The sequence below is a fragment of the Pseudomonas sp. T1.Ur genome, from assembly GCF_023516725.1.
Taxonomy (GTDB): domain Bacteria; phylum Pseudomonadota; class Gammaproteobacteria; order Pseudomonadales; family Pseudomonadaceae; genus Aquipseudomonas; species Aquipseudomonas alvandae.
Genome location: NZ_JAMGSN010000001.1, coordinates 2,217,654 through 2,236,093, shown reverse-complemented (window position 1 = coordinate 2,236,093; position 18,440 = coordinate 2,217,654). Strand labels below are relative to the sequence as shown.

The following is an 18,440-nucleotide window of genomic DNA, read 5'->3' as shown; positions in this document are numbered from 1 at the left end:
AAGGCTCCTAGCGAAGGGCGGACTTGAGTTCGATGAACCGACGGGTCGCGAACAACCCGGCCGGATGGCTGTGGCAACGGGCCGACAGCCAGGGCATCAGCATCTGCATTTGCTCACGGGGGGCCTTGCCCCGCAGCGTCTGCTGCAGGTTCAACACATCCGGGTCTTGGGCCGGTGCCGGCGACTCATGCGCCCCGCCGTGGGGACGGCGGGCGCCGGGGCGACCGCGTTGATCCAGCCAGTCACCCGCAATCCAATCGTGCAGCAACTGCTTTTCATACGGGCTGAAGACGCCGAACATGGCCGCGCCCGCGCCTTCGATCAGGGTCCAGAAGCGGCTGTTCTGCGGGTCTTCGTGGCGCTTGATCCATCCCTTGTTCTGCATGGCGTTCAAGAAACCTTCCAGTTGCCCCGGCTCCGCCAGCCATTGGTTGACGGTCTTGCCTTCGAACTTGCAGTAGTCGGAATGCATGTGCTGGCCGAACGGGCGCTTGCGTTCCAGCATGTCGAGCACTTCACGCTCCAGGTCAAACGATTCGATGATCGCCCGGCTGCCCTGCCCCAGGTCGTTGAGGCGATAGCCCAAGGTGACGCGCTGCCAGAACGATTCACGCCCCGCTTCCATCGGCATCAATTGCAGCAGCGATTGCACGGCCTTGTGGGCGTGACCGGTGCTGGCGTTGTCGATGGTCACGTGGAGGGTGAAGTAATAGGGATCGATGTCGAGTTCGCTCAGCTCATAGGCGCTGATCAGCAGATGCAGCGGCAGTTGCTCGTAGCCCAGGTTGTAGCCGATGACTTCGGGCAAGTATTCGTCGCCGGCATAGCCCAGGGCCAATTGAACCGCGCCTTGCAGGTAGCGTTCGTCATCAATGTCGGGCATATCCTGCAAGCCGTGTTCGGCCAGCAGCTTGCGGTAGAGCACCACATGGTTCTGGGCGGGAACGCCATCCCCAAGCTCTTCCAGATAGGTGCACAGCAACCCTTCGAAACGATGGTCATGCCAGTGCTGGAGCACGCCGTACAGCCAGGCGCCATCTACCAACTTGGTCGGGGCGACGGCCTGGAGAAAATACAAGGCATGGGCCTTGCCACTGAAGAATTCCCGGGGGCCACCGCTCTTGCGCCGTTCCAGGTAGTCGGCGTATTGCCGGGCCACGCTGGCGCTGTGCTGCTCGACCCAGGCCAGCAATGCCGCAGGGTCGTCGGGGATTTCCTGGGGCAATGCGCTCGCCTCTTCAAGGCAGGGTTGCAGGAAGGCTTGGGCCACAGCTTGCTTGTCAGCATCGTCAGGCCCTTGTAGCAGTCGTTCGAAGCATTGGCGCACATTGCCGGCAGCGGTCATCGGTTGCGCAATGGCAGGCCGGGATTGAAGGGGTGTCAGCGCAGTCATAAGGGCCTCTCGGGTTCTCGGCAGGACGCTGAATCAGCACGTCTCTTCCATTGCAGAGCCTTGCGAACGGCAAAAAATTCCCCTGGACCGAAAAGCGGTCGGATAAACGGGACGCAGGCGATTTGCGGCGGAACCCTCGCTTCGCCGAGGCCCTCGAATGAAGCAAGCCCGTCCAGGTGAAGCACCGTTATCCAAGGAGCAACCATGATCTTCACAGTGTGGGTAGCCGTGCTCGGTGCGGTCTTGCTGACCTTGGCCCTGACCTCCTCCTACCTGCGCTGGATGCCCGTGACCACTTCGGCGGTTTGCCTGGCGCTGGGGGTTGCCATCGGCCCGGCGGGGCTTGGACTGCTGAGGCTGGGCGTCGATGACGCTTCGGTGTGGATGGAGCACCTGACCGAAGTCGCCGTGGTGTTTTCGCTATTCGTCAGCGGGCTCAAGCTGCGTTTGCCGTTGAAGAACCGCAGTTGGCGAGTGGCGTATGGGCTCGCCGGTCCGGTGATGATCCTGACGATTGCCGGGCTCTGCCTGGCGTTGCATTACCTGTTTGGGCTCGGTTGGGCACTGTCGTTGCTGATCGGCGCGATGCTGGCGCCCACCGATCCTGTGCTGGCGGCGTTGGTGCAGGTCAACGATGCCCGGGATGATGACCGAGTGCGCTTCGGCCTTTCCGGGGAAGCCGGGTTGAACGATGGCACGGCGTTTCCCTTCGTCATCCTGGGTTTGCTGATGTTGCGCGAGGACGACAGCGGGTTTCTCGGCGAATGGGCGTTGCGCAACGTGCTTTGGGCGGTGCCGGTGGGCTTGCTGATCGGCTATTGGCTGGGCCGTGGCATCGGCAAGCTGACCTTGTCGATGCGCATCAAGAACGCCGACAGTACGCTGTCCCCCAACGACTACCTGGCCCTGGCCTTGATCGCCCTGGCCTATGTCGCGGCGGAATCGGTCCAGGGCTACGGTTTTCTCTCGGTTTTCGCCGCGGGCCTGGGGCTGCGACAGGCAGAGGTCCAATCCACCGATGAAAACGCGCCGCCCGCCGAGCACCTGGTGCAGCCGGTGGTTGGCCACGAAGCCGTCGATCCCGAGCAGGCAGTGTACGGCGACACCCAGGCCTTGGATGAAGGCCAGCTGGCGGCCGGCGTGATGATGGGCGACATGCTCGCGTTCGGCAGTCTGGTGGAGCGTTCGATGGAAGTATTCCTGGTGACGCTTCTGGGGGTGGTCCTGGCGAATCATTGGGACTGGCGGGCCTTGGCCATCGGCGCCCTGCTCTTCGCGGTGATTCGCCCGCTGAGTGTTTTGGCGATGCCATGGGGAAGCCTGCTGGAGCACCCGCAACGGCTGTTGATCGGCTGGTTTGGCATACGCGGCATCGGAAGCCTGTTTTACCTGTTCTATGCCCTGAACCATGACCTGCAGCCCGAGGCCGCGCGCCTGTGCATTGACCTGACCCTGTCAGTGGTGGCCCTGAGCATCCTGGTCCACGGGGTGAGCACTCAACCTGCCCTGGCCTGGTATGAGCGCCAGCAAAAATGAGTCCAGGGATCAGCCGCCGGGATCGGTCACTTGGATAAAGACCGAGTAGACCCCGAGCAACACCCAGAACGCCGCGAAAATCCACGGTGTGCGCACCGAAAACAACAGCGACTTGCGATACCCCTTGTGGGTGGATTCCCGCTCGCTGAACAGTGGCGATTCATCGTAGGCCAGGCCCATCAGCGGTTCACTGCGCAGCAATTCGCTTTGCTTGAAATGCCAGTGGTCGATGATTTCATAGGCCGCGCGAATGCCCGGCCAGGCATTGAGCGAGCTCAGGAACCCGAGCAGCGCCAGGAACGGCGGCACGATCAGCGTAAAGAGCTTGCCCCACTCGGGATTCAGGTTGGCCATGCACGAAGCGAACGCGATCACCAGGAAGGACTGGGCAGCCAGGTAGGCGTCGGTCCGATTCGCCAGGATGCTGGTTTCGTACTGGATTTCCCGGCGATAGAAATCCAGTCGCTCCTTGGGGGATCCGAAGAGCTTGGCCTTGTGCTCGGTCAGTTCTTCTTCCGGAGTCTGCTGGGTAAGGATTCTGGGCATTGCGCAGCGAGGGCCTTGGGTCTGAATGGGTGCATTTGGAACAGGCTATCGGGGGGTGAGTTCAAACCGATGGACCGGAGGTGGTCGGAGTAAAAGTAGGTTCTTTTCTTCATTAATGAAGATGTTGGATGTGCCGGCCTCATCGCGAGCAAGCTCGCTCCCTCAGGGAGGGTGTGGTGTACAGGAATTTTGTCGCTACTTAGATCCAACTGTGGGAGCGAGCTTGCTCGCGATAGCGATGCCACTGCCCACCAAGATGCTGAACGTGCCGGACTCTTCGCGAGCCGGCTCGCTCCCACAGGGTTTACGGCTTGCGGGTAACCCGCCATACGGTATTCGCCAGGTCATCGGCAATGATCAACGCACCACGCGGATCCACCGTCACCCCTACCGGCCGCCCACGAGTCTTGCCATCGGAGCCGCGGAAGCCCGTCGCGAAATCGACCGGTTCACCCGAAGGCCGACCGTTGCTGAACGGCACGAAGATCACCTTGTAGCCCACCGGCTGGTCACGGTTCCAACTGCCATGTTCGCCAACGAACGCCCCTTCGGCGAATTTCTCGCCCATGGCCACCATGGAAAAATCGACACCCAGCGCGGCCACATGGGAGCCCAGGCTGTAATCAGGCTTGACCGCAGCGGCGACTTTTTGCGGATCCTGCGGCTGCGCCCGTGGGTCGACGTTCTGCCCCCAATAGCTATACGGCCAGCCGTAGAACGCCCCTTCGCGCACCGAAGTCAGGTAGTCCGGCACCAGGTCCGGTCCCAACTCGTCCCGTTCGTTGACCACCGCCCACAACTGACCGGACCCCGGCTCGATTTTCAGCGCCGTCGGGTTGCGCAGGCCAGTTGCATAGGGCCGATGGGCGCCCGTCTCGGCGTCGATCTGCCAGACCATCGCCCGGTCGATCTCGACTTCCATGCCGCGCTCGGTGACGTTGCTGTTCGAGCCGATACCGACATACAGCGAGCGTCCGTCAGGGCTGGCGGCCAGCGATTTGGTCCAGTGATGGTTGATCGCCGATGGCAAGTCGGTGACTTTGACGGGCGCCCCGCTCGCCTTGGTCTGGCCGTCCTGGTAGTCGAAGCGAACCAACGCGTCCTGGTTCGCCACGTACAACTGGCCGTTGGCAAACGCCAGGCCATAGGGCGCGTTGAGGTTTTCGGCGAAGACCGTCTTCAGCTCGTAGGTGCCGTCGCCATCGGCGTCGCGCAACAGCGTCAGGCGGTTGCCGCCCTTGACCTGGGTGTTGCCCTTGGCCTTGATCACGCTGGCGATCACGTCCTTGGGCTTGAGCTTCGCCGCGTTGCCACCACGGCCCTCGGCCACCAGGATGTCGCCGTTGGGCAAGACAAGCGTCTGGCGCGGAATCTTCAGGTCTGTGGCGATGGCGGTAATGTCGTAACCCTGGGGCACGGTCGGTTTCTGGTCCCCCCAAGGCACCGGCTCGGCAATTTTCATACTGGGCAACAAGCTGCGCTGAGGCTCCGGCAACTTCGGGTCCGGGCCGCGCGCTTGCGTGGCGTCCCCTTCGCCTCCGCAGGCGCTCAGCAACAGCGCCATGCTCAAGGCCGTCAATGCGATGCGAGGCTTCATTGCTCACCTCCCGAACGCAGGCTGGTCAGGCCGACCCAGGCCGCCACGCAGGCCAGCAAGGTCACGACGACGGACAGCGCCAACCCCTGGGGCATCACGGCCCACGCATCCTTGGCGTGCTCGAAGGCGTTGATCAGCCCCAGCACCCACGTGGCGAGCAACAGCAGGAAATACCCCACCGCACGCCCGGCCTTGCGCTCCGCGCGGATCAGGTTGACCAGCGCAAACAACAACGCCAGCCCACAGAACAGCAGCCCGCCGGCAATCAGCCAGGAGGCAAAGTTGCTCCATTGGATCTGGTAGGTCTTGTAGTAGGCGATGTCGCTGAGCAGGCCGCCGAGAAACAGCGGAACCGTGCTGGCAAGCAGGACCGCATGCAGCGGCCCTGGCGTGCTTCGGTAGTAAGAATGGGCGGTAACGGTCATGACAGCTCCTTTTCGTCCACGTTGATACGCTAGGAAAAGGATCATGCTGCGAGCGCGTTAGTTCCGATACTTTCACCGGGCAGGCGGGCCTTCTACCCGAATGGCTCCGGGCCAGCCATACCCAGAAGCGTAAGCTCGGCAGAGGCGTCCTGGAAACTCCAAAAAATCGGGCACCTTCTAAAATAGCCCGTCAGGCCGGGTTCGCCAGCTTTGGATCCAGTCACCTAAGCCGAGCGGCTCCCTAGACCCTCACCATCAAGGTGCCTTGGGCATCCGCCGCGCCATGCAGCAACTCGATGACCCAGTCGATGAACACCCGGACCCTGGGCGACAGCTGTCGATGGGGTGGGTAGACCACCGAAATCGGCCAGGACGGCACCGGATGGTCGCTCATCACTTGCACCAGCCGTCCCTCGGCCAATTGCCGCTGGACGTGGTAACGCGGCGCCTGGATCAAGCCGAAGCCGGCTTCACAGGCCGCCACATAGGCATCGGCGTTGTTGAGGGTCAGATCCCCCGGCAGCTGCAACTCGCGGACCCGCCCCGCCACCTCGAATTCGAACGGGAAGAACCGGCCATTGCCGGACGCAAAGGCAATCGCGCAATGGGCGTCCAGCTCCTCCAGCCGCTGGGGCGTGCCCGAACGAGCCAGGTAGCCGGGGCTGGCACACGTCACCTGGTGCAACCGCACGACCGGTCGGGCCACCAGCGCCTGATCCGTGATATTGCCGGCCCGGATGGCGCAATCGACGCCCTCGCGTTGCAGGTGTACCTGTCGGTCGTGGAAACCGATGTCCAGCTGGAGCTGCGGATAACGTCGATAGAAATCCGGCAGGTTCGGCACGATCCAGGTGCAACCGAAGGCGATGGGCATGTCCACGCGCAACGTGCCCCGCGGTTGGCTCCGTTGCGCCGAAAGAGAGGCTTCGAGGTCGTCCAGTTCATCCAGCAATTGGCCGCAGCGCTGGTAATAGGCTTCGCCATCGAGGGTGGCGCGCACTTGTCGCGTGGTGCGCTGCAACAGTTGCACGCCCAAATGGCTTTCCAATTGCTGGATCAACAGGCTGACAGTGGCGCGAGGCAGCCCCAGGTCGTCGGCCGCCTTGCCAAACCCGCCCAGTTCGACGATGCGCCGAAACACCTGCATTGCCTGTAATCGGTCCATCGATGCCGTCCACTATTTAGAAATTACGAATAGTTAAACCAAAAATCGCGGGTTTATCCAGAAACTCCCTTGCTTGAGACTGCGCTGGTCGTTCAATCCCAAGGAGTCAAATCATCATGATCACCCGCCAACTCGGCCATCAGGGCCCACACGTCAGCGCGATCGGCCTGGGCTGCATGGGCATGTCGGATTTCTACACCACCGGTACCGACGAGCGAGAATCGATCGCCACCCTCCACCGCGCCGTGGAGCTGGGCGTGACGCTGTTCGACACGGCAGACATGTACGGACCGCACACCAACGAAGAACTGCTCGGACGGGCCCTGCGCGGTAAACGTGAAGGGATCTATCTGGCGAGCAAGTTCGGCCTGGTGCGCAGCGATGATCCCCACGCTCGGGGCGTCAACGGCCACCCCGAGTACGTCCGCCAGTCGATCGAAGGCAGCCTCAAGCGCCTCGGCACCGATTACCTCGACCTGTACTACCAGCACCGCATCGACCCGCAAGTGCCGGTGGAGGAAACGGTCGGCGCCATGGCTGAGCTGGTCAAGGCCGGCAAGGTCCGCCACATCGGCATCTCGGAGGCCAGCGCCGAGACCATCCAGCGAGCCCACGCCGTGCATCCGTTGGCGGCGGTGCAAAGCGAATATTCGTTGTGGTCCAGGGAGCCGGAACACAACGGCGTGCTCGACACCTGCCGACGCCTGGGGATCGCCTTCGTGGCCTACAGCCCTTTGGGGCGTGGTTTTCTGACGGGCGAACTGAAGACGCCGGATGATTTCGCCGCCGACGACTACCGCCGCTTCAACCCGCGCTTCCAGGCCGACAATTTCTATCGCAACCTTGAGCTGGTGGAACGCGTCCGGGCCATGGCCGAGCAGAAGCAAATCAGTCCCGCGCAACTGGCCCTGGGTTGGGTCCTGGCCCAAGGGAACAACGTCATCCCGATCCCGGGGACCAAGCAGCGTCGATACCTGGAAAGCAACGTCACCGCCGCAAGCGTTTTCCTGAGCGACGATGAGTTGAAGCAGTTGGACGCCATTTTCGGTCCTCAAGGCGCCGTGGCCGGCGAGCGCTACAGTGCCGAGGTGATGACCTTGCTCGATGGCTGATTCAACCCGGCCCGAGGGAACTGGCACCCGCTAAGCCCGTATGAGCTGCGTAGGAGCTGCGTAGGAGCTGCGTAGGAGCTGCGTAGGAGCTGCCGAGCGAAGCGAGGCTGCGATCTTTCCAAGGACATTTGAATCTCAAGCGAAAGATCAAAAGATCAAAAGATCAAAAGATCAAAAGATCAAAAGATCAAAAGATCGCAGCCTCGCTTCGCTCGGCAGCTCCTACAACCCAGCCAGCCCTGCGGGAGCAAGCTATGTCGCCACGGGATGATTCGATACATCGAGCTCATCCCGGTGCGCTAACGAGAGTCAGCATCTGATACGACTCATTCTTGCTTACTGAGGATCCTCTGCTATGACTTAACCGGTCACTTTAAGTTTGTGAGGCAAGGGAATGTCAGCCGCCAAGAAAATGAGCGTGGGGCAGCTGACCATGCTGACCGCCGTCAACATGCTGGGATCGGGCATTGTCCTGTTGCCCACCAAACTCGCCGAAGTCGGCGGTATCTCGATCCTCTCCTGGCTCATCACCGCCACGGGCTCGCTGGCACTGGCCTATGCGTTCGCCCGCTGCGGCATGCTCAGTCGCAAGACCGGCGGCATGGGCGGATACGCCGAATACACCTTCGGCAAGTCCGGCAACTACATCACCAACTACACCTATGGTCTTTCGCTGCTGATTGCCAACGTGGCGATCAGCATCACCGCCGTCGGCTATATCCAGACGCTGTTCGGCATACAGCTCGACTCGGTCCAGGTTGGCCTGGCCACCATCGCGCTGTTGTGGCTGACCACCTTCGCCAATTTCGGTGGCGCACGCATTACCGGCAAGATCGGCGCCGTCACCGTATGGGGCGTGATTGCCCCGGTAGTGCTGGTCTCGACCGTCGGTTGGTTCTGGTTCGACAGCAGCGTCTACGCGGCCGGATGGAACCCCCACGACAAGACCTGGTACGAAGCGGCGGGCGCGTCGGTGGCGATCACCCTCTGGGCGTTCCTCGGGCTGGAGTCGGCGTGCGCCAACGGTGACGCGGTGGAAAATCCCGAGAAGAACGTGCCGATCGCGGTCCTTGGCGGGACGCTCGGCGCCGCCGTGATCTACATCGTTTCGACCAACGTCATTGCCGGCATCGTCGATAACGCGGAGTTGGTCTCCTCCACCGCCCCGTTCGGCCTGGTGTTCGCCAAGATGTTCACGCCCCTGGTGGGCAACATCGTCATGGGCCTGATGGTGCTGGCGTGCGTCGGCTCACTCCTGGGCTGGCAATTCACCGTCGCCCAGGTGTTCAAGAGTTCGGCGGACACCGGCTACTTCCTGCCGATCTTCGCCAAGGCCAACAAGCACGGTGTGCCGATCATCAGCATGTTGATCCTGCTGGCGATGCAGACCGCGATGGCGCTGCTGACCATCAGTCCCGACCTCGCCAAGCAATTCGACACCCTGGTCAACCTCGCCGTGGTCACCAACCTGGTGCCATACATTCTTTCCATGGCGACGCTGGTGACCTTGCAAAAGGTTTCCAATGTGCCGGCGAACAAAGCCTTGGTCACCAACATCGTCGCGGGCATTGCCGCGGCCTACAGCTACCTGGCGCTCTACAGTTCGGGCGAACAAGCGTTGATGCTCGGCGGCGTCGCGGTCATCGTCGGCTACACGCTGTTCGGCTACGTCAACACCCGCCTGATTCGCCTGGAATCCATGAACAACAGCGTACCGACCCAGACCGTCGCGGCGCAGCACATCGTGGGCGAGGCGATCCCCGTCAACCACCTGAAGCCGGCTAACCTGGAGGCACTGCCATGACGGAACATCGAAATCTATTGGGGATGCTGGCCCTGCTCGTCTCCAACGCACCCGACAAGCGCAGCGTATTCGGCCGGGCCCTGCTCCAGTTGATCAGCGATGTGGAGGAACGGTCCGTCAACGTGTTGACCTCGGAAACCCTGAGCGACGCCAAGTCGATCCTCAGTTCCGACCCGGCGATCCAGTGCGTGTTGATCAGTTGGGAAATGGACACCAGCGACGACCACCGTGAATGCATCGGCCTGCTCACGGCGCTGCGCGAGCGCAACACCCGTGTGCCGGTGTTCCTGATCAGCGATCGCAGCACGGCATCCAACGTGCCGCTGATCGTCATGCAACACGCCGACGACTTCATCTGGCTGCCCGAAGACACCAGCCGCTTCCTGAGCGGACGGATCCTCGCGGCCATCGAGCGCTATCGCCAGGCGGTGCTGCCGCCGATGTTCGGCGCCCTGCTGAAATTCGCCCGCAACTACGAGTATTCGTGGCATACACCAGGTCACGCCGGCGGCACGGCGTTCTTGAAAAGCACCGCTGGCCGGGCGTTCTATGAATTCTTCGGGGAAAACCTGCTGCGCTCGGACCTGTCGATCTCCGTCGGCGAGCTGGGTTCGCTGCTCGACCACAGCGGCCCCATCGGCCAGGGCGAACGTTATGCCGCCAAGGTGTTTGGCGCCCATCGCACCTACTACGTCACCAACGGCTCGTCGATGTCCAACCGCGTCATCCTGATGGCCAGCGTGACGCGGGACCAGATCGCCTTGTGCGATCGCAACTGCCACAAGTCCGCCGAACATGCGATGACCCTGTCCGGGGCAATTCCGACCTACCTGGTGCCGACCCGCAATCGCTACGGCATCATTGGCCCGATCCTGCCACAGACCTTGAGCGCCGAAGGCGTGAAGGCCGCCATCGCGAGCAATCCGCTGGTCAGGAGCCACATCGACCCGACGCCGGTGCACGCGATCATCACCAACTCCACTTACGACGGCCTGACCTACAACGTGACACGCGTCGAGGAACTGCTGGGCGAAAGCGTCGATCGCCTGCATTTCGACGAGGCCTGGTACGGCTACGCGCGGTTCAATCCGCTGTACAAGGATCGCTTTGCCATGCACGGCAGCCCGGACGACCACGACCCGTCGAAACCCACCGTGTTCGCCACCCAGTCCACGCACAAATTGCTGGCCGCGCTGTCCCAGGCCTCGATGATCCACGTACGCAACGGCCGCAATCCGATTCCCCACGGGCGCTTCAACGAATCGTTCATGATGCACGCCTCGACGTCACCGAACTACGCGATCATGGCCTCCTGCGACGTCAGCTCGGCGATGATGGAGGCGCCCAGCGGACAGATCCTCACCAGTGAATCGATCGAGGAAGCCGTCGCCTTCCGCCAGGTCATTTCCCACATGCAGAGCGAGATGCGCAGCCAGGACGATTGGTTCTTTTCCTGCTGGCAGCCTCCGTCGATAAAAGTGGACGGACAGCCGCTGCCGTTCCACAAGGTCGACCCGGCCCGGCTCAAGACCGACCCGAGCTGCTGGGTGCTGCACCCCAACGAAGTCTGGCACGGCTTCGGTGATATCGAAGACGGCTATTGCATGCTCGATCCGATCAAGGTCTCGATCCTCACCCCCGGGATGGGCGACGACGGCAACCTGCTGGATTTCGGTATTCCTGCGTATGTACTCAGCGCCTATCTGGGCACCCAGGGCATCGTGGTGGAGAAAACCACGGATTTCACCATCCTGTTCCTGTTTTCCATCGGCATCACCAAAGGCAAATGGGGCACGTTGGTCAACGCCCTGCTCGACTTCAAGCGTGACTACGATGCCAACCTGGAACTGGAGCTGTGCCTGCCCGACCTGTTGAGCGCCAACCAACAGCGCTACGCGGGGATGGGCCTCAAGGACCTGGCCGAGGAAATCTTCGCCGCCATGAAGAAAATCAAGACCACGGCGGCGATGGCCAAGGCGTTCGGCACGCTGCCCAAGGCACAGTTCAGCCCGGTGCAGGCGTACGAAAAACTGGTCAGGAACGACGTCGAACTGGTGACACTGGACGAGGCTGCCGGGAGGATCGCGGCAACGGGTGTCGTGCCGTATCCGCCGGGGATTCCCCTGTTGATGCCAGGCGAAAACGCCGGCCCCCTGGACGGGCCAGTGCTGAACTACCTCAAGGCGCTGGAGACTTTCGACCGGTCATTCCCGGGGTTCACCCATGACACCCACGGGATCGAGAACGATTCGGGCACCTATCGGATGCTGGTGCTGAAACAAGGTTCGACGCAACAGTGAGGTCAATCCCGCCGGCCTAGGCCAGCAGTTCGCTGATCCACCGGACCTGCCGGGCAATCTCCTGCGTCTTCTCCTCGGGCACGGCTTGCTGCGCCCGGGCAAAACTCGCCAAGGTTTTCTGCTTCAGGCGCAGCATGCGTTGCCACTTCGCCAGGAACACCGGGCTGCGGGCTTGCAGTTGCAACGGGCCGAAGTACAACTCCTCGGCGCTGTACTTCACGGGCCCGTCGCGCTCGGCGACGATGATTTCGTAGTAGAAGCGGTTCTCCCGCAGCACGTCCTCATGCAGGATGCGGTAGCCGTTGTCCATCAACCACTGGCGCAGCGGTTGTTCGCCGCCGTTGGGCTGCAGGATCAGGCGTTCCCGACCACTGAGGCGAGCCTTGCCGCCGTCGAGGATGTCACGAATCGTCTCGCCGCCCATGCCGCACAGACTGATCGCCGTAATCCCATCGGCCGGTTCGATCGCCGCCAGGCCGTTGGCCAGGCGCACGGTGACCTGTTCTTCCAGGCCGCTTTCGCGCACGGTGCGCTCGGCCGCACGGAACGGCGTCGATGCCACCTCCCCGGCCACCGCCGCCGTGATCACGCCACGCTTGATGAGCGCCACCGGCAGGTAGCCATGGTCCGAGCCGATATCGGCCAGGCGCGCCCCTGTCGGCACCAGCTCAGCCACACGCTCCAGGCGCATGGACAATGTCTGTTCGTTCAAACGTCCCATCCCTCTTTCATCATCTTGGGGCCTTTGCCCTGGCGAGGTTTCACACTGTATCTGCGACAGACGCAATCAAGCCCCGGAACCACCGCTGCGCCGGATGCGTGTCGCTGCGCCTGTGCCAGATCAGGTCGAATTGCATGTGCGGCAGCACAACGGGCGGAGCAAACATCACCAATTTGCGGCTGCCCGATGCGCCTGTCGCCACCCGCTTCAAGACCGTCGCCGTAAAACGGGTGCGGGCAATCAACGCGGGAACGGCAAACATCTGCGGCAGGGTCAACGCCAGCGCCCGTCGCTCACCCAGTTGCGCCAGGGCATGATCCACGACGCCGTGCAGTTCGCCTTCGGGAGAAACCAGGACGTGGCGCAGCGACAGGTACGCTTGCAGGGTCATGCCACGTCGTGCGACTGGATGGTCATTGGCGACGATGGTCACGAACTCGTCCGTGAGCAGCATGCGCCCGAGAATCCTGGCATCGGCGTGGGTAGGCGGCACGCCGATGGCGGCGTCGATCATGCCGGCGTCGAGCATATCCACCGCATGGTCCCGGTCGTTGAACGCATGGACATTCAGCGACACCCCTGGGGCCTGTTCGGCGAGCGCCTCCATCAACGACGGCAACAGCACGTAGGCCGGGTAATCGGACAACCCGAGCTTGAAGACCATTGATGCTTTTTCAGGATCGAACTCCGGCCGACTGATCAAGGTTGTTTCCAGCTGCCGCAGCGCTTGGGAAATCGGCTCCGCCAACTCACGGGCCCGCGGTGTTGGCAGCAGGCCATCGGCGCTGCGGGCGAAAAGCGAATCGCCCAAGAGCGTGCGCAACCGACCCAGGGCGGCGCTCATTGCCGGTTGACTCACGCCTACCCGAGCGGCCGCACGCGTGACATTGCGCTCGTTCATCAGCGCATCGAATGCCACAAGCAGATTCAGATCGATGCCGTGAAAATCCATAAATCAAATAATCATCTATATCGTTTATTTGTTAGACGGATTGTAGCCCGCGACCGGACAATTTCGCCATCGAACCCAACCGCCGCGAGAACATCATGCAAGCGAATCCTGGTCTGACTGAACAATTGAAGCGTGAACGCGTCGCCGTCGAGACACTGTATCGGGCCTTCAACGAACACAATCCCGACCTGGTAGACGACGTGCTCTCACCCGAGTGGGATGACATTCCCCTCGCCCCCGGCCAGGTGCCTGGCCCTGAAGGCATCAAGCCAATCATCCGCAGCTTCGTCCAAGCGTTTCCGGATGTCCGGATCATCGTCCATGACATGGTCCAGGAACCCGGAAAAATCGGCGTGCGCGCGGAAATTACCGGGACCCATCAAGGCGAGTTTTTCGGCATCGCGGCCACCGGCACGAAGGTCGGTTTCCGCATCCATGAATTCCACACGCTGGATAACGCCAAGCTGACCACGACCTGGCACATGGAGGACTGGTTCGGCCTGTTCCTCCAACTCGGCCAATTTCCTGCTCAAGCCTGATAACCCACGGGTTACGAAGTCATGCTGCTCACTTAAGAAAAACGATGGACCTGTGGCGAGGGAGCTTGCTCCCGCTCGATTGAATCGTAGGAGCTGCTGAGCGGAGCGAGGCTGCGATCTTTTGATCTTTCGCTCCAGACTCAATTGGCAGTGAAAAGATCGCAGCCTCGCTTCGCTCGGCAGCTCCTACATAGCTCCTACCGCAGCCGAGCGGGAGCAAGCGCCCTCGCCTCGGGTGCGTAGACGATCTCAAGTGAACAGCGTTACGCATCAAGAGGAGTCTATTGATGAAAACCGCTTTGATTAAAACGTTCGGCAGCCCGGACGTCGTCCAGCATGGTCAACGCACGTTGCCCGCCGTCCAATCCCACGAGGTCGTGGTCCGCGTCGAAGCGGCCAGCGTCAACCCGCTGGACGTGAAGATTGTCGCCGGATACCTGCAAGCTATCTTTCCAGTCGATTTGCCTTACGTGCCGGGTACGGATTTCAGCGGTGTGGTCGAGTCCGTCGGCGAACAGGCGGGCGACCTCCAGCCGGGCGACCGCGTGGTGGGCCGGACCGCGCCGAGCGCCGGTGGAGCGTTCGCCAAGGCGCTGGTCATCGCCGCCTCCGAACTGTGTGTCATCCCACCACAGATGAGTTTCGAGCAGGCCGCCGCCCTGCCCACTGCCTACGGCACGGCGGCGCTGGCGTTGTTCGAGGTCGGCCAGTTGCAACCCCACCAGCGCGTATTGATTCACGCCGGTGCCGGTGGCGTCGGCAGCATGGCCGTGCAACTGGCCCACCTTGCGGGCTGCCATGTGATAGCTACAGCGTCTGCAAAGAACATCGAGCGGGTAAAAAGCCTGGGAGCCGATGAAGTCATTGACTACAGGACCCAGACCCTCGAACACGTGCATGACATCGACCTGGTGCTCGATACCCTTGGAGGCGAAGTCCTCGACGCCTCCTGGCACGTGTTGGCCCCCGGCGGCCGGATCGCCTCGCTGGTGGAGTTCGACATAGCGTCCCGGGACGGGCACGCCGGCGAGTTCGTGTTTTTCTCGACGGCAATTCCGTTCCTGCCCAGGGCGATCGAACAATTCCAGGCCGGCGACCTGCAAATCCTCATTGATTCGACGTTCCCGCTGGCCGAGGCACGTGGGGCCCTGGAAAAAGTGGCCACCGCGCATGCTTGCGGCAAGGTGCTGATTCGTCCTGGCTTTTAAGAAGCTGTTCGCATAACGCGGCGGCGGCAGTCGTCAGGCACGTGTTTGGGTCTATGCTTGTCTTGGGTTCGCTCAGGAACAGCGAACCGCCCATCAGGAGAACACGTGAAGCATTCGATGCCTGCCGCAGCGCTGCTCTGTCTGTTGCTCGGCCCAGCGACCGCACACGAGCAATATCAGGTCGTCACCGAGGAATGGGCGCCCTACAACTATGTCGAGCATGATCAGCTCACGGGCATGACCACGGAAATCGTGCAGGCCATCATGGCCCTGACCGGTGATAAGTTCGAAGTGCTGCTGCAACCCAGCATGCGCGCCACGCAGATACTGAAAAACCGGCCCAAGACCATCATGTATTCGTTGTTCCGCACGCCGGAGCGCGAGCCGTTGTACAAGTGGGTCGGACCGATCGTGGAAGAATCCATCCATGCCTACCAGTTGGCCAGCGCACCGCCGATCAACTCCCTGGAACAATTGCTGCGCGCCCCGCAGATCACCACCCGACATGCAGGCCTGGTGCCGCAGACGCTGCAATCGCTGGGGTTCAACAACCTGGACAAAAGCGCAACCGAGAGCAAGCTGCTCTACCGCATGCTGCTCGCCGGGCGAACCAGCATCATCGTCGGCGACACGGCTGCGGGGGTGGCTTATTACAGCCGGCAATTGGAAATTCCGCCGGGCACCCTGAGGCAGATTCCCATCGAGCTCTACCGCTCGTCCTTGTACATTGCCTTCAGCTCCGACAGTGATGACCAGTTGATTGCCGAGTGGAACCGCGCACTGGAGCAGCTACGCCGGTCCGGCGAGTTGTCCCGCATCCAGCGGCGCTACGAGCAACCTGCCCAGCCATGACCGGCCGGCAATTCACGACTTGCCGGCGACGCGTCTCACCCTGTGGCAAGCCCAGGGCTCCACGACCTGGCCCGTCGATGAGCGAACCTCCATCGGCATCAGGGGCTGTCCGGACGCGTTGTCCAGCAGCACCGAGCGAGTCTCTTGTTCGGCGAACAGAAACCGCTCGCCCCACTGCCTCAAGCTGATCACGATCGGAAAGACCTGCTGGCCTTTTTCCGTGAGGACATATTCCTTGTAGGCGCTTCCGTCCGATGCCGGCTGTACCTGGAATACGCCGACTTCGACCAGGGCCTTGAGGCGCGAGGCGAGGATGTTCTTGGCGACGCCGAGGCTTTTCTGGAATTCGCTGAAGCGGCGGATACCGTCGAAGGCGTCGCGGATGATCATCAGAGACCAGCGATCGCCGATGATGTCCAGTGCCCGGGCTACCGGGCATTCGTTATTCGTTGATGGAGCGTGTCCTGACATCGTGTTGACCTGTTTGAGTTCTTGTAGGAGCGAGCCTGCTCGCGAAGAGGCCTATACATCCAACCTCTTCATCGGCAATGACACCGCCTTCGCGAGCAGGCTCGCTCCACAGGGGACGGCGGTGTAGATAATCCGGTTGCAATTAAAAACCTATTCCAGCAACAATAAAACGGGTTTTTAATTGCAACCTAACCAGGGCACCACACCCATGACCGCCTACACCCACCTCCCACAAGGCCTGTCACCCCGCCTGACGTTCCTCTTCTCCATCACCTGCGCCCTGGCCGTCGCCAACGTGTATTTCGCTCAACCGCTCCTCGCTTCAATGGCCGAAAGCCTCGACGTCGCCGCCGCCTCGATCGGCAGCGTAGTGACCGCCACTCAGCTCGGATACGCGCTGGGATTGCTCTTCATCGTCCCGCTGGGCGACCGGATCGACGGCAAACGGTTGATCCTGACCCTGGTCACGTTATCGGTGATCGCCCTGGCAGCCGTCGGCGCATCACAGCATTGGCTGGTCCTGCTGGGCGCCATGATCGTCACGGGTTTGCTGGCCGTGGTCGTCCAGGTGCTCGTCGCCTACGCCGCCACGCTGGCTGCCCCATCCCAACGTGGGCAGGCGGTCGGAACACTCACCAGCGCGATCGTGCTGGGCATTCTCCTGGCACGGTTGATCTCTGGATTGATCGCCGACCTGGCAGGTTGGCGCGCGGTGTATCTGGTGTCGTCGGGGCTGATGCTGGTCATCGCGACGGTGTTCTGGAAAGTGGCGCCCACCGCCGCGTCATCCCCTGGCCGGCAGTCTTACCCGGCGCTGATCCGCTCGTTGTTCCAACTGTTCATGACCGAACCGCTCTTGCGGATCAGGGGCCTGTTCGCCCTGCTGATCTTCGCCGCGTTTTCCGTGTTGTGGACCGCCATGGTCTTGCCCCTGAGCGCCCCGCCGCTGTCGCTTTCCCACACCGCCATCGGCCTGTTTGGCCTGGCCGGCGTTGCGGGGGCGCTGGCGGCTCGACGGGCCGGGCGCTGGGCCGATCGAGGGTTTGGACAACGCGTCACCGGCCTGTCGCTGGCACTGCTTGTGCTCGCATGGCTGCCCATCTCATTTGCCGAAAGCTCCCTGATCGCCCTGGTCTGCGGCGTGGTCCTGCTCGACTTCGCCGTGCAAGCCGTACACGTCACCAACCAAAGCCTCATTTTCGCCGCACGCGCCGACGCGCAAAGCCGCATGGTCGGCGCCTACATGTGTTTCTACTCGATGGGCAGCGCGCTCGGAGCCGTCGCCGCGACCCAGGTCTATGCGCTCTGGGGCTGGGTCGCGGTCAGTCTGTTGGGTGGGCTGATCAGCGCGGTGGCGTTGTTGGTTTGGTGCGCTTCGACTCGTCTGGCAGCGTGCGGCGAATAAAATCATCACAAATGCTACAGTCGCGCACCAACAACGAGGGAACGCCATGCGCATCATTGGAACAGCCCTGACCATCGCACTGCTGACAGGATGCGCGACGGCCAACGAAACCTTTGGCAACGGGGGGGCCTGCGGCGTCCAGCCTTATTGCGGCACGTACTTCGATTACCAGATTCTCAAGGAAGCAGTGACGGAGGATAACGCGACGTACGCCAGTGCGTTTGCGCCGTTGGCGGCCATCGACCTGCCCCTGAGTTTCGTCGCCGATACGCTGATCCTGCCCTACACCATTTTTCAGATAAGGCCGTCCGAAGAATAAACCCCGCGTCCACGGCCTGCGCTTGCGTGGCTGGCGCAGGCCGGCGAGCCTGATACCCGTCGTAGGAGCTGCCGAGCGAAGCGAGGCTGCGATCT

Annotated in this window: 17 protein-coding genes; 9 read left to right on the top strand and 8 right to left on the bottom strand. The window is 62.0% G+C overall.

Annotated elements, in window-relative coordinates:
• Positions 1 to 7: 7 nt before the first annotated feature.
• Positions 8 to 1,393, bottom strand: a complete 1,386-nt coding sequence (locus M8Q45_RS10140) for an iron-containing redox enzyme family protein (RefSeq protein WP_249874600.1) — start codon at positions 1,391 to 1,393, stop codon at positions 8 to 10.
• A 204-nt stretch (positions 1,394 to 1,597) separates the two neighbouring features.
• Here M8Q45_RS10140 and M8Q45_RS10135 point away from each other — a divergent pair, with 204 nt between their 5' ends.
• Positions 1,598 to 2,929 carry a cation:proton antiporter gene (locus M8Q45_RS10135; protein ID WP_249874599.1) on the top strand — a complete coding sequence of 444 codons (1,332 nt, stop codon included), beginning with the start codon at positions 1,598 to 1,600 and terminating at the stop codon, positions 2,927 to 2,929.
• A 9-nt stretch (positions 2,930 to 2,938) separates the two neighbouring features.
• Here the strand turns inward: M8Q45_RS10135 and M8Q45_RS10130 are convergent, their stop codons facing one another.
• From M8Q45_RS10130 to M8Q45_RS10115, 4 genes are all read right to left on the bottom strand, one after another.
• Positions 2,939 to 3,475: a hypothetical protein gene (locus M8Q45_RS10130; RefSeq protein ID WP_181289642.1), complete on the bottom strand. Its 537-nt coding sequence runs from the start codon at positions 3,473 to 3,475 to the stop codon at positions 2,939 to 2,941.
• A 304-nt stretch (positions 3,476 to 3,779) separates the two neighbouring features.
• Positions 3,780 to 5,072, bottom strand: coding sequence for a PQQ-dependent sugar dehydrogenase (locus M8Q45_RS10125; protein WP_249874598.1), 1,293 nt, complete (start codon positions 5,070 to 5,072; stop codon positions 3,780 to 3,782).
• Complete coding sequence (locus tag M8Q45_RS10120; protein ID WP_249874597.1) at positions 5,069 to 5,497, bottom strand: DUF2231 domain-containing protein; 429 nt, start codon at positions 5,495 to 5,497, stop codon at positions 5,069 to 5,071. The genes M8Q45_RS10125 and M8Q45_RS10120 overlap by 4 nt, the downstream gene beginning before the upstream one ends.
• 241 nt (positions 5,498 to 5,738) lie before the next feature.
• A complete protein-coding gene (locus M8Q45_RS10115) occupies positions 5,739 to 6,662 on the bottom strand; it encodes a LysR family transcriptional regulator (protein WP_249874596.1) in 924 nt (307 codons plus the stop codon).
• Positions 6,663 to 6,778: 116 nt separating this feature from the next.
• On the opposite strand from M8Q45_RS10115, the gene M8Q45_RS10110 reads away from it, so the two are divergent.
• The 3 genes from M8Q45_RS10110 to M8Q45_RS10100 all read left to right on the top strand — a co-directional run bounded on the left by M8Q45_RS10110 (position 6,779) and on the right by M8Q45_RS10100 (position 11,878).
• Entirely contained in the window at positions 6,779 to 7,774 is a 996-nt protein-coding gene (locus M8Q45_RS10110) for an aldo/keto reductase (protein ID WP_249874595.1), read from the top strand.
• 394 nt (positions 7,775 to 8,168) lie between these two features.
• A complete protein-coding gene (gene potE / locus M8Q45_RS10105) occupies positions 8,169 to 9,578 on the top strand; it encodes a putrescine-ornithine antiporter (RefSeq protein WP_249874594.1) in 1,410 nt (469 codons plus the stop codon).
• Positions 9,575 to 11,878: an Orn/Lys/Arg family decarboxylase gene (locus tag M8Q45_RS10100; RefSeq protein WP_249874593.1), complete on the top strand. Its 2,304-nt coding sequence runs from the start codon at positions 9,575 to 9,577 to the stop codon at positions 11,876 to 11,878. Before potE ends, M8Q45_RS10100 begins: the two co-directional genes overlap by 4 nt.
• A 16-nt stretch (positions 11,879 to 11,894) precedes the next feature.
• Here M8Q45_RS10100 and M8Q45_RS10095 read toward each other — a convergent pair whose 3' ends face one another.
• Both M8Q45_RS10095 and M8Q45_RS10090 read right to left on the bottom strand, forming a co-directional pair.
• Complete coding sequence (locus M8Q45_RS10095; RefSeq protein WP_249877303.1) at positions 11,895 to 12,590, bottom strand: tRNA (adenine(22)-N(1))-methyltransferase; 696 nt, start codon at positions 12,588 to 12,590, stop codon at positions 11,895 to 11,897.
• A gap of 49 nt (positions 12,591 to 12,639) precedes the next feature.
• Positions 12,640 to 13,551 carry a LysR family transcriptional regulator gene (locus M8Q45_RS10090; RefSeq protein WP_249874592.1) on the bottom strand — a complete coding sequence of 304 codons (912 nt, stop codon included), beginning with the start codon at positions 13,549 to 13,551 and terminating at the stop codon, positions 12,640 to 12,642.
• A gap of 95 nt (positions 13,552 to 13,646) precedes the next feature.
• Here M8Q45_RS10090 and M8Q45_RS10085 point away from each other — a divergent pair, with 95 nt between their 5' ends.
• From M8Q45_RS10085 to M8Q45_RS10075, 3 genes are all read left to right on the top strand, one after another.
• Positions 13,647 to 14,090 carry an ester cyclase gene (locus M8Q45_RS10085; protein ID WP_249874591.1) on the top strand — a complete coding sequence of 148 codons (444 nt, stop codon included), beginning with the start codon at positions 13,647 to 13,649 and terminating at the stop codon, positions 14,088 to 14,090.
• A 287-nt stretch (positions 14,091 to 14,377) separates the two neighbouring features.
• A complete protein-coding gene (locus M8Q45_RS10080) occupies positions 14,378 to 15,298 on the top strand; it encodes an NADP-dependent oxidoreductase (RefSeq protein WP_249874590.1) in 921 nt (306 codons plus the stop codon).
• Positions 15,299 to 15,415: 117 nt separating this feature from the next.
• Entirely contained in the window at positions 15,416 to 16,150 is a 735-nt protein-coding gene (locus tag M8Q45_RS10075; RefSeq protein WP_249877302.1) for a substrate-binding periplasmic protein, read from the top strand.
• Between the two features lie 12 nt (positions 16,151 to 16,162).
• Here the strand turns inward: M8Q45_RS10075 and M8Q45_RS10070 are convergent, their stop codons facing one another.
• Positions 16,163 to 16,621 carry a winged helix-turn-helix transcriptional regulator gene (locus M8Q45_RS10070; protein ID WP_249874589.1) on the bottom strand — a complete coding sequence of 153 codons (459 nt, stop codon included), beginning with the start codon at positions 16,619 to 16,621 and terminating at the stop codon, positions 16,163 to 16,165.
• Positions 16,622 to 16,829: 208 nt separating this feature from the next.
• On the opposite strand from M8Q45_RS10070, the gene M8Q45_RS10065 reads away from it, so the two are divergent.
• Both M8Q45_RS10065 and M8Q45_RS10060 read left to right on the top strand, forming a co-directional pair.
• Positions 16,830 to 18,026 (top strand): MFS transporter, encoded by a 1,197-nt coding sequence (locus tag M8Q45_RS10065; RefSeq protein WP_249874588.1) that lies wholly within the window; start codon positions 16,830 to 16,832, stop codon positions 18,024 to 18,026.
• Between the two features lie 46 nt (positions 18,027 to 18,072).
• Positions 18,073 to 18,345 carry a YceK/YidQ family lipoprotein gene (locus M8Q45_RS10060; RefSeq protein WP_249874587.1) on the top strand — a complete coding sequence of 91 codons (273 nt, stop codon included), beginning with the start codon at positions 18,073 to 18,075 and terminating at the stop codon, positions 18,343 to 18,345.
• Positions 18,346 to 18,440: the final 95 nt, after the last annotated feature.

What these genes read in the sequence shown, in the direction of transcription:
- M8Q45_RS10070 (WP_249874589.1), bottom strand. Translation starts at nt 16,621, where the DNA reads ATGTCAGGACACGCTCCATCAACGAATAACGAATGCCCGGTAGCCCGG.
- M8Q45_RS10075 (WP_249877302.1), top strand. Translation starts at nt 15,416, where the DNA reads ATGCCTGCCGCAGCGCTGCTCTGTCTGTTGCTCGGCCCAGCGACCGCA.
- M8Q45_RS10120 (WP_249874597.1), bottom strand. Translation starts at nt 5,497, where the DNA reads ATGACCGTTACCGCCCATTCTTACTACCGAAGCACGCCAGGGCCGCTG.
- M8Q45_RS10085 (WP_249874591.1), top strand. Translation starts at nt 13,647, where the DNA reads ATGCAAGCGAATCCTGGTCTGACTGAACAATTGAAGCGTGAACGCGTC.
- M8Q45_RS10125 (WP_249874598.1), bottom strand. Translation starts at nt 5,072, where the DNA reads ATGAAGCCTCGCATCGCATTGACGGCCTTGAGCATGGCGCTGTTGCTG.
- potE (WP_249874594.1), top strand. Translation starts at nt 8,169, where the DNA reads ATGTCAGCCGCCAAGAAAATGAGCGTGGGGCAGCTGACCATGCTGACC.
- M8Q45_RS10110 (WP_249874595.1), top strand. Translation starts at nt 6,779, where the DNA reads ATGATCACCCGCCAACTCGGCCATCAGGGCCCACACGTCAGCGCGATC.
- M8Q45_RS10080 (WP_249874590.1), top strand. Translation starts at nt 14,378, where the DNA reads ATGAAAACCGCTTTGATTAAAACGTTCGGCAGCCCGGACGTCGTCCAG.
- M8Q45_RS10135 (WP_249874599.1), top strand. Translation starts at nt 1,598, where the DNA reads ATGATCTTCACAGTGTGGGTAGCCGTGCTCGGTGCGGTCTTGCTGACC.
- M8Q45_RS10130 (WP_181289642.1), bottom strand. Translation starts at nt 3,475, where the DNA reads ATGCCCAGAATCCTTACCCAGCAGACTCCGGAAGAAGAACTGACCGAG.
- M8Q45_RS10100 (WP_249874593.1), top strand. Translation starts at nt 9,575, where the DNA reads ATGACGGAACATCGAAATCTATTGGGGATGCTGGCCCTGCTCGTCTCC.
- M8Q45_RS10090 (WP_249874592.1), bottom strand. Translation starts at nt 13,551, where the DNA reads ATGGATTTTCACGGCATCGATCTGAATCTGCTTGTGGCATTCGATGCG.
- M8Q45_RS10140 (WP_249874600.1), bottom strand. Translation starts at nt 1,393, where the DNA reads ATGACTGCGCTGACACCCCTTCAATCCCGGCCTGCCATTGCGCAACCG.
- M8Q45_RS10115 (WP_249874596.1), bottom strand. Translation starts at nt 6,662, where the DNA reads ATGGACCGATTACAGGCAATGCAGGTGTTTCGGCGCATCGTCGAACTG.
- M8Q45_RS10065 (WP_249874588.1), top strand. Translation starts at nt 16,830, where the DNA reads ATGACCGCCTACACCCACCTCCCACAAGGCCTGTCACCCCGCCTGACG.
- M8Q45_RS10060 (WP_249874587.1), top strand. Translation starts at nt 18,073, where the DNA reads ATGCGCATCATTGGAACAGCCCTGACCATCGCACTGCTGACAGGATGC.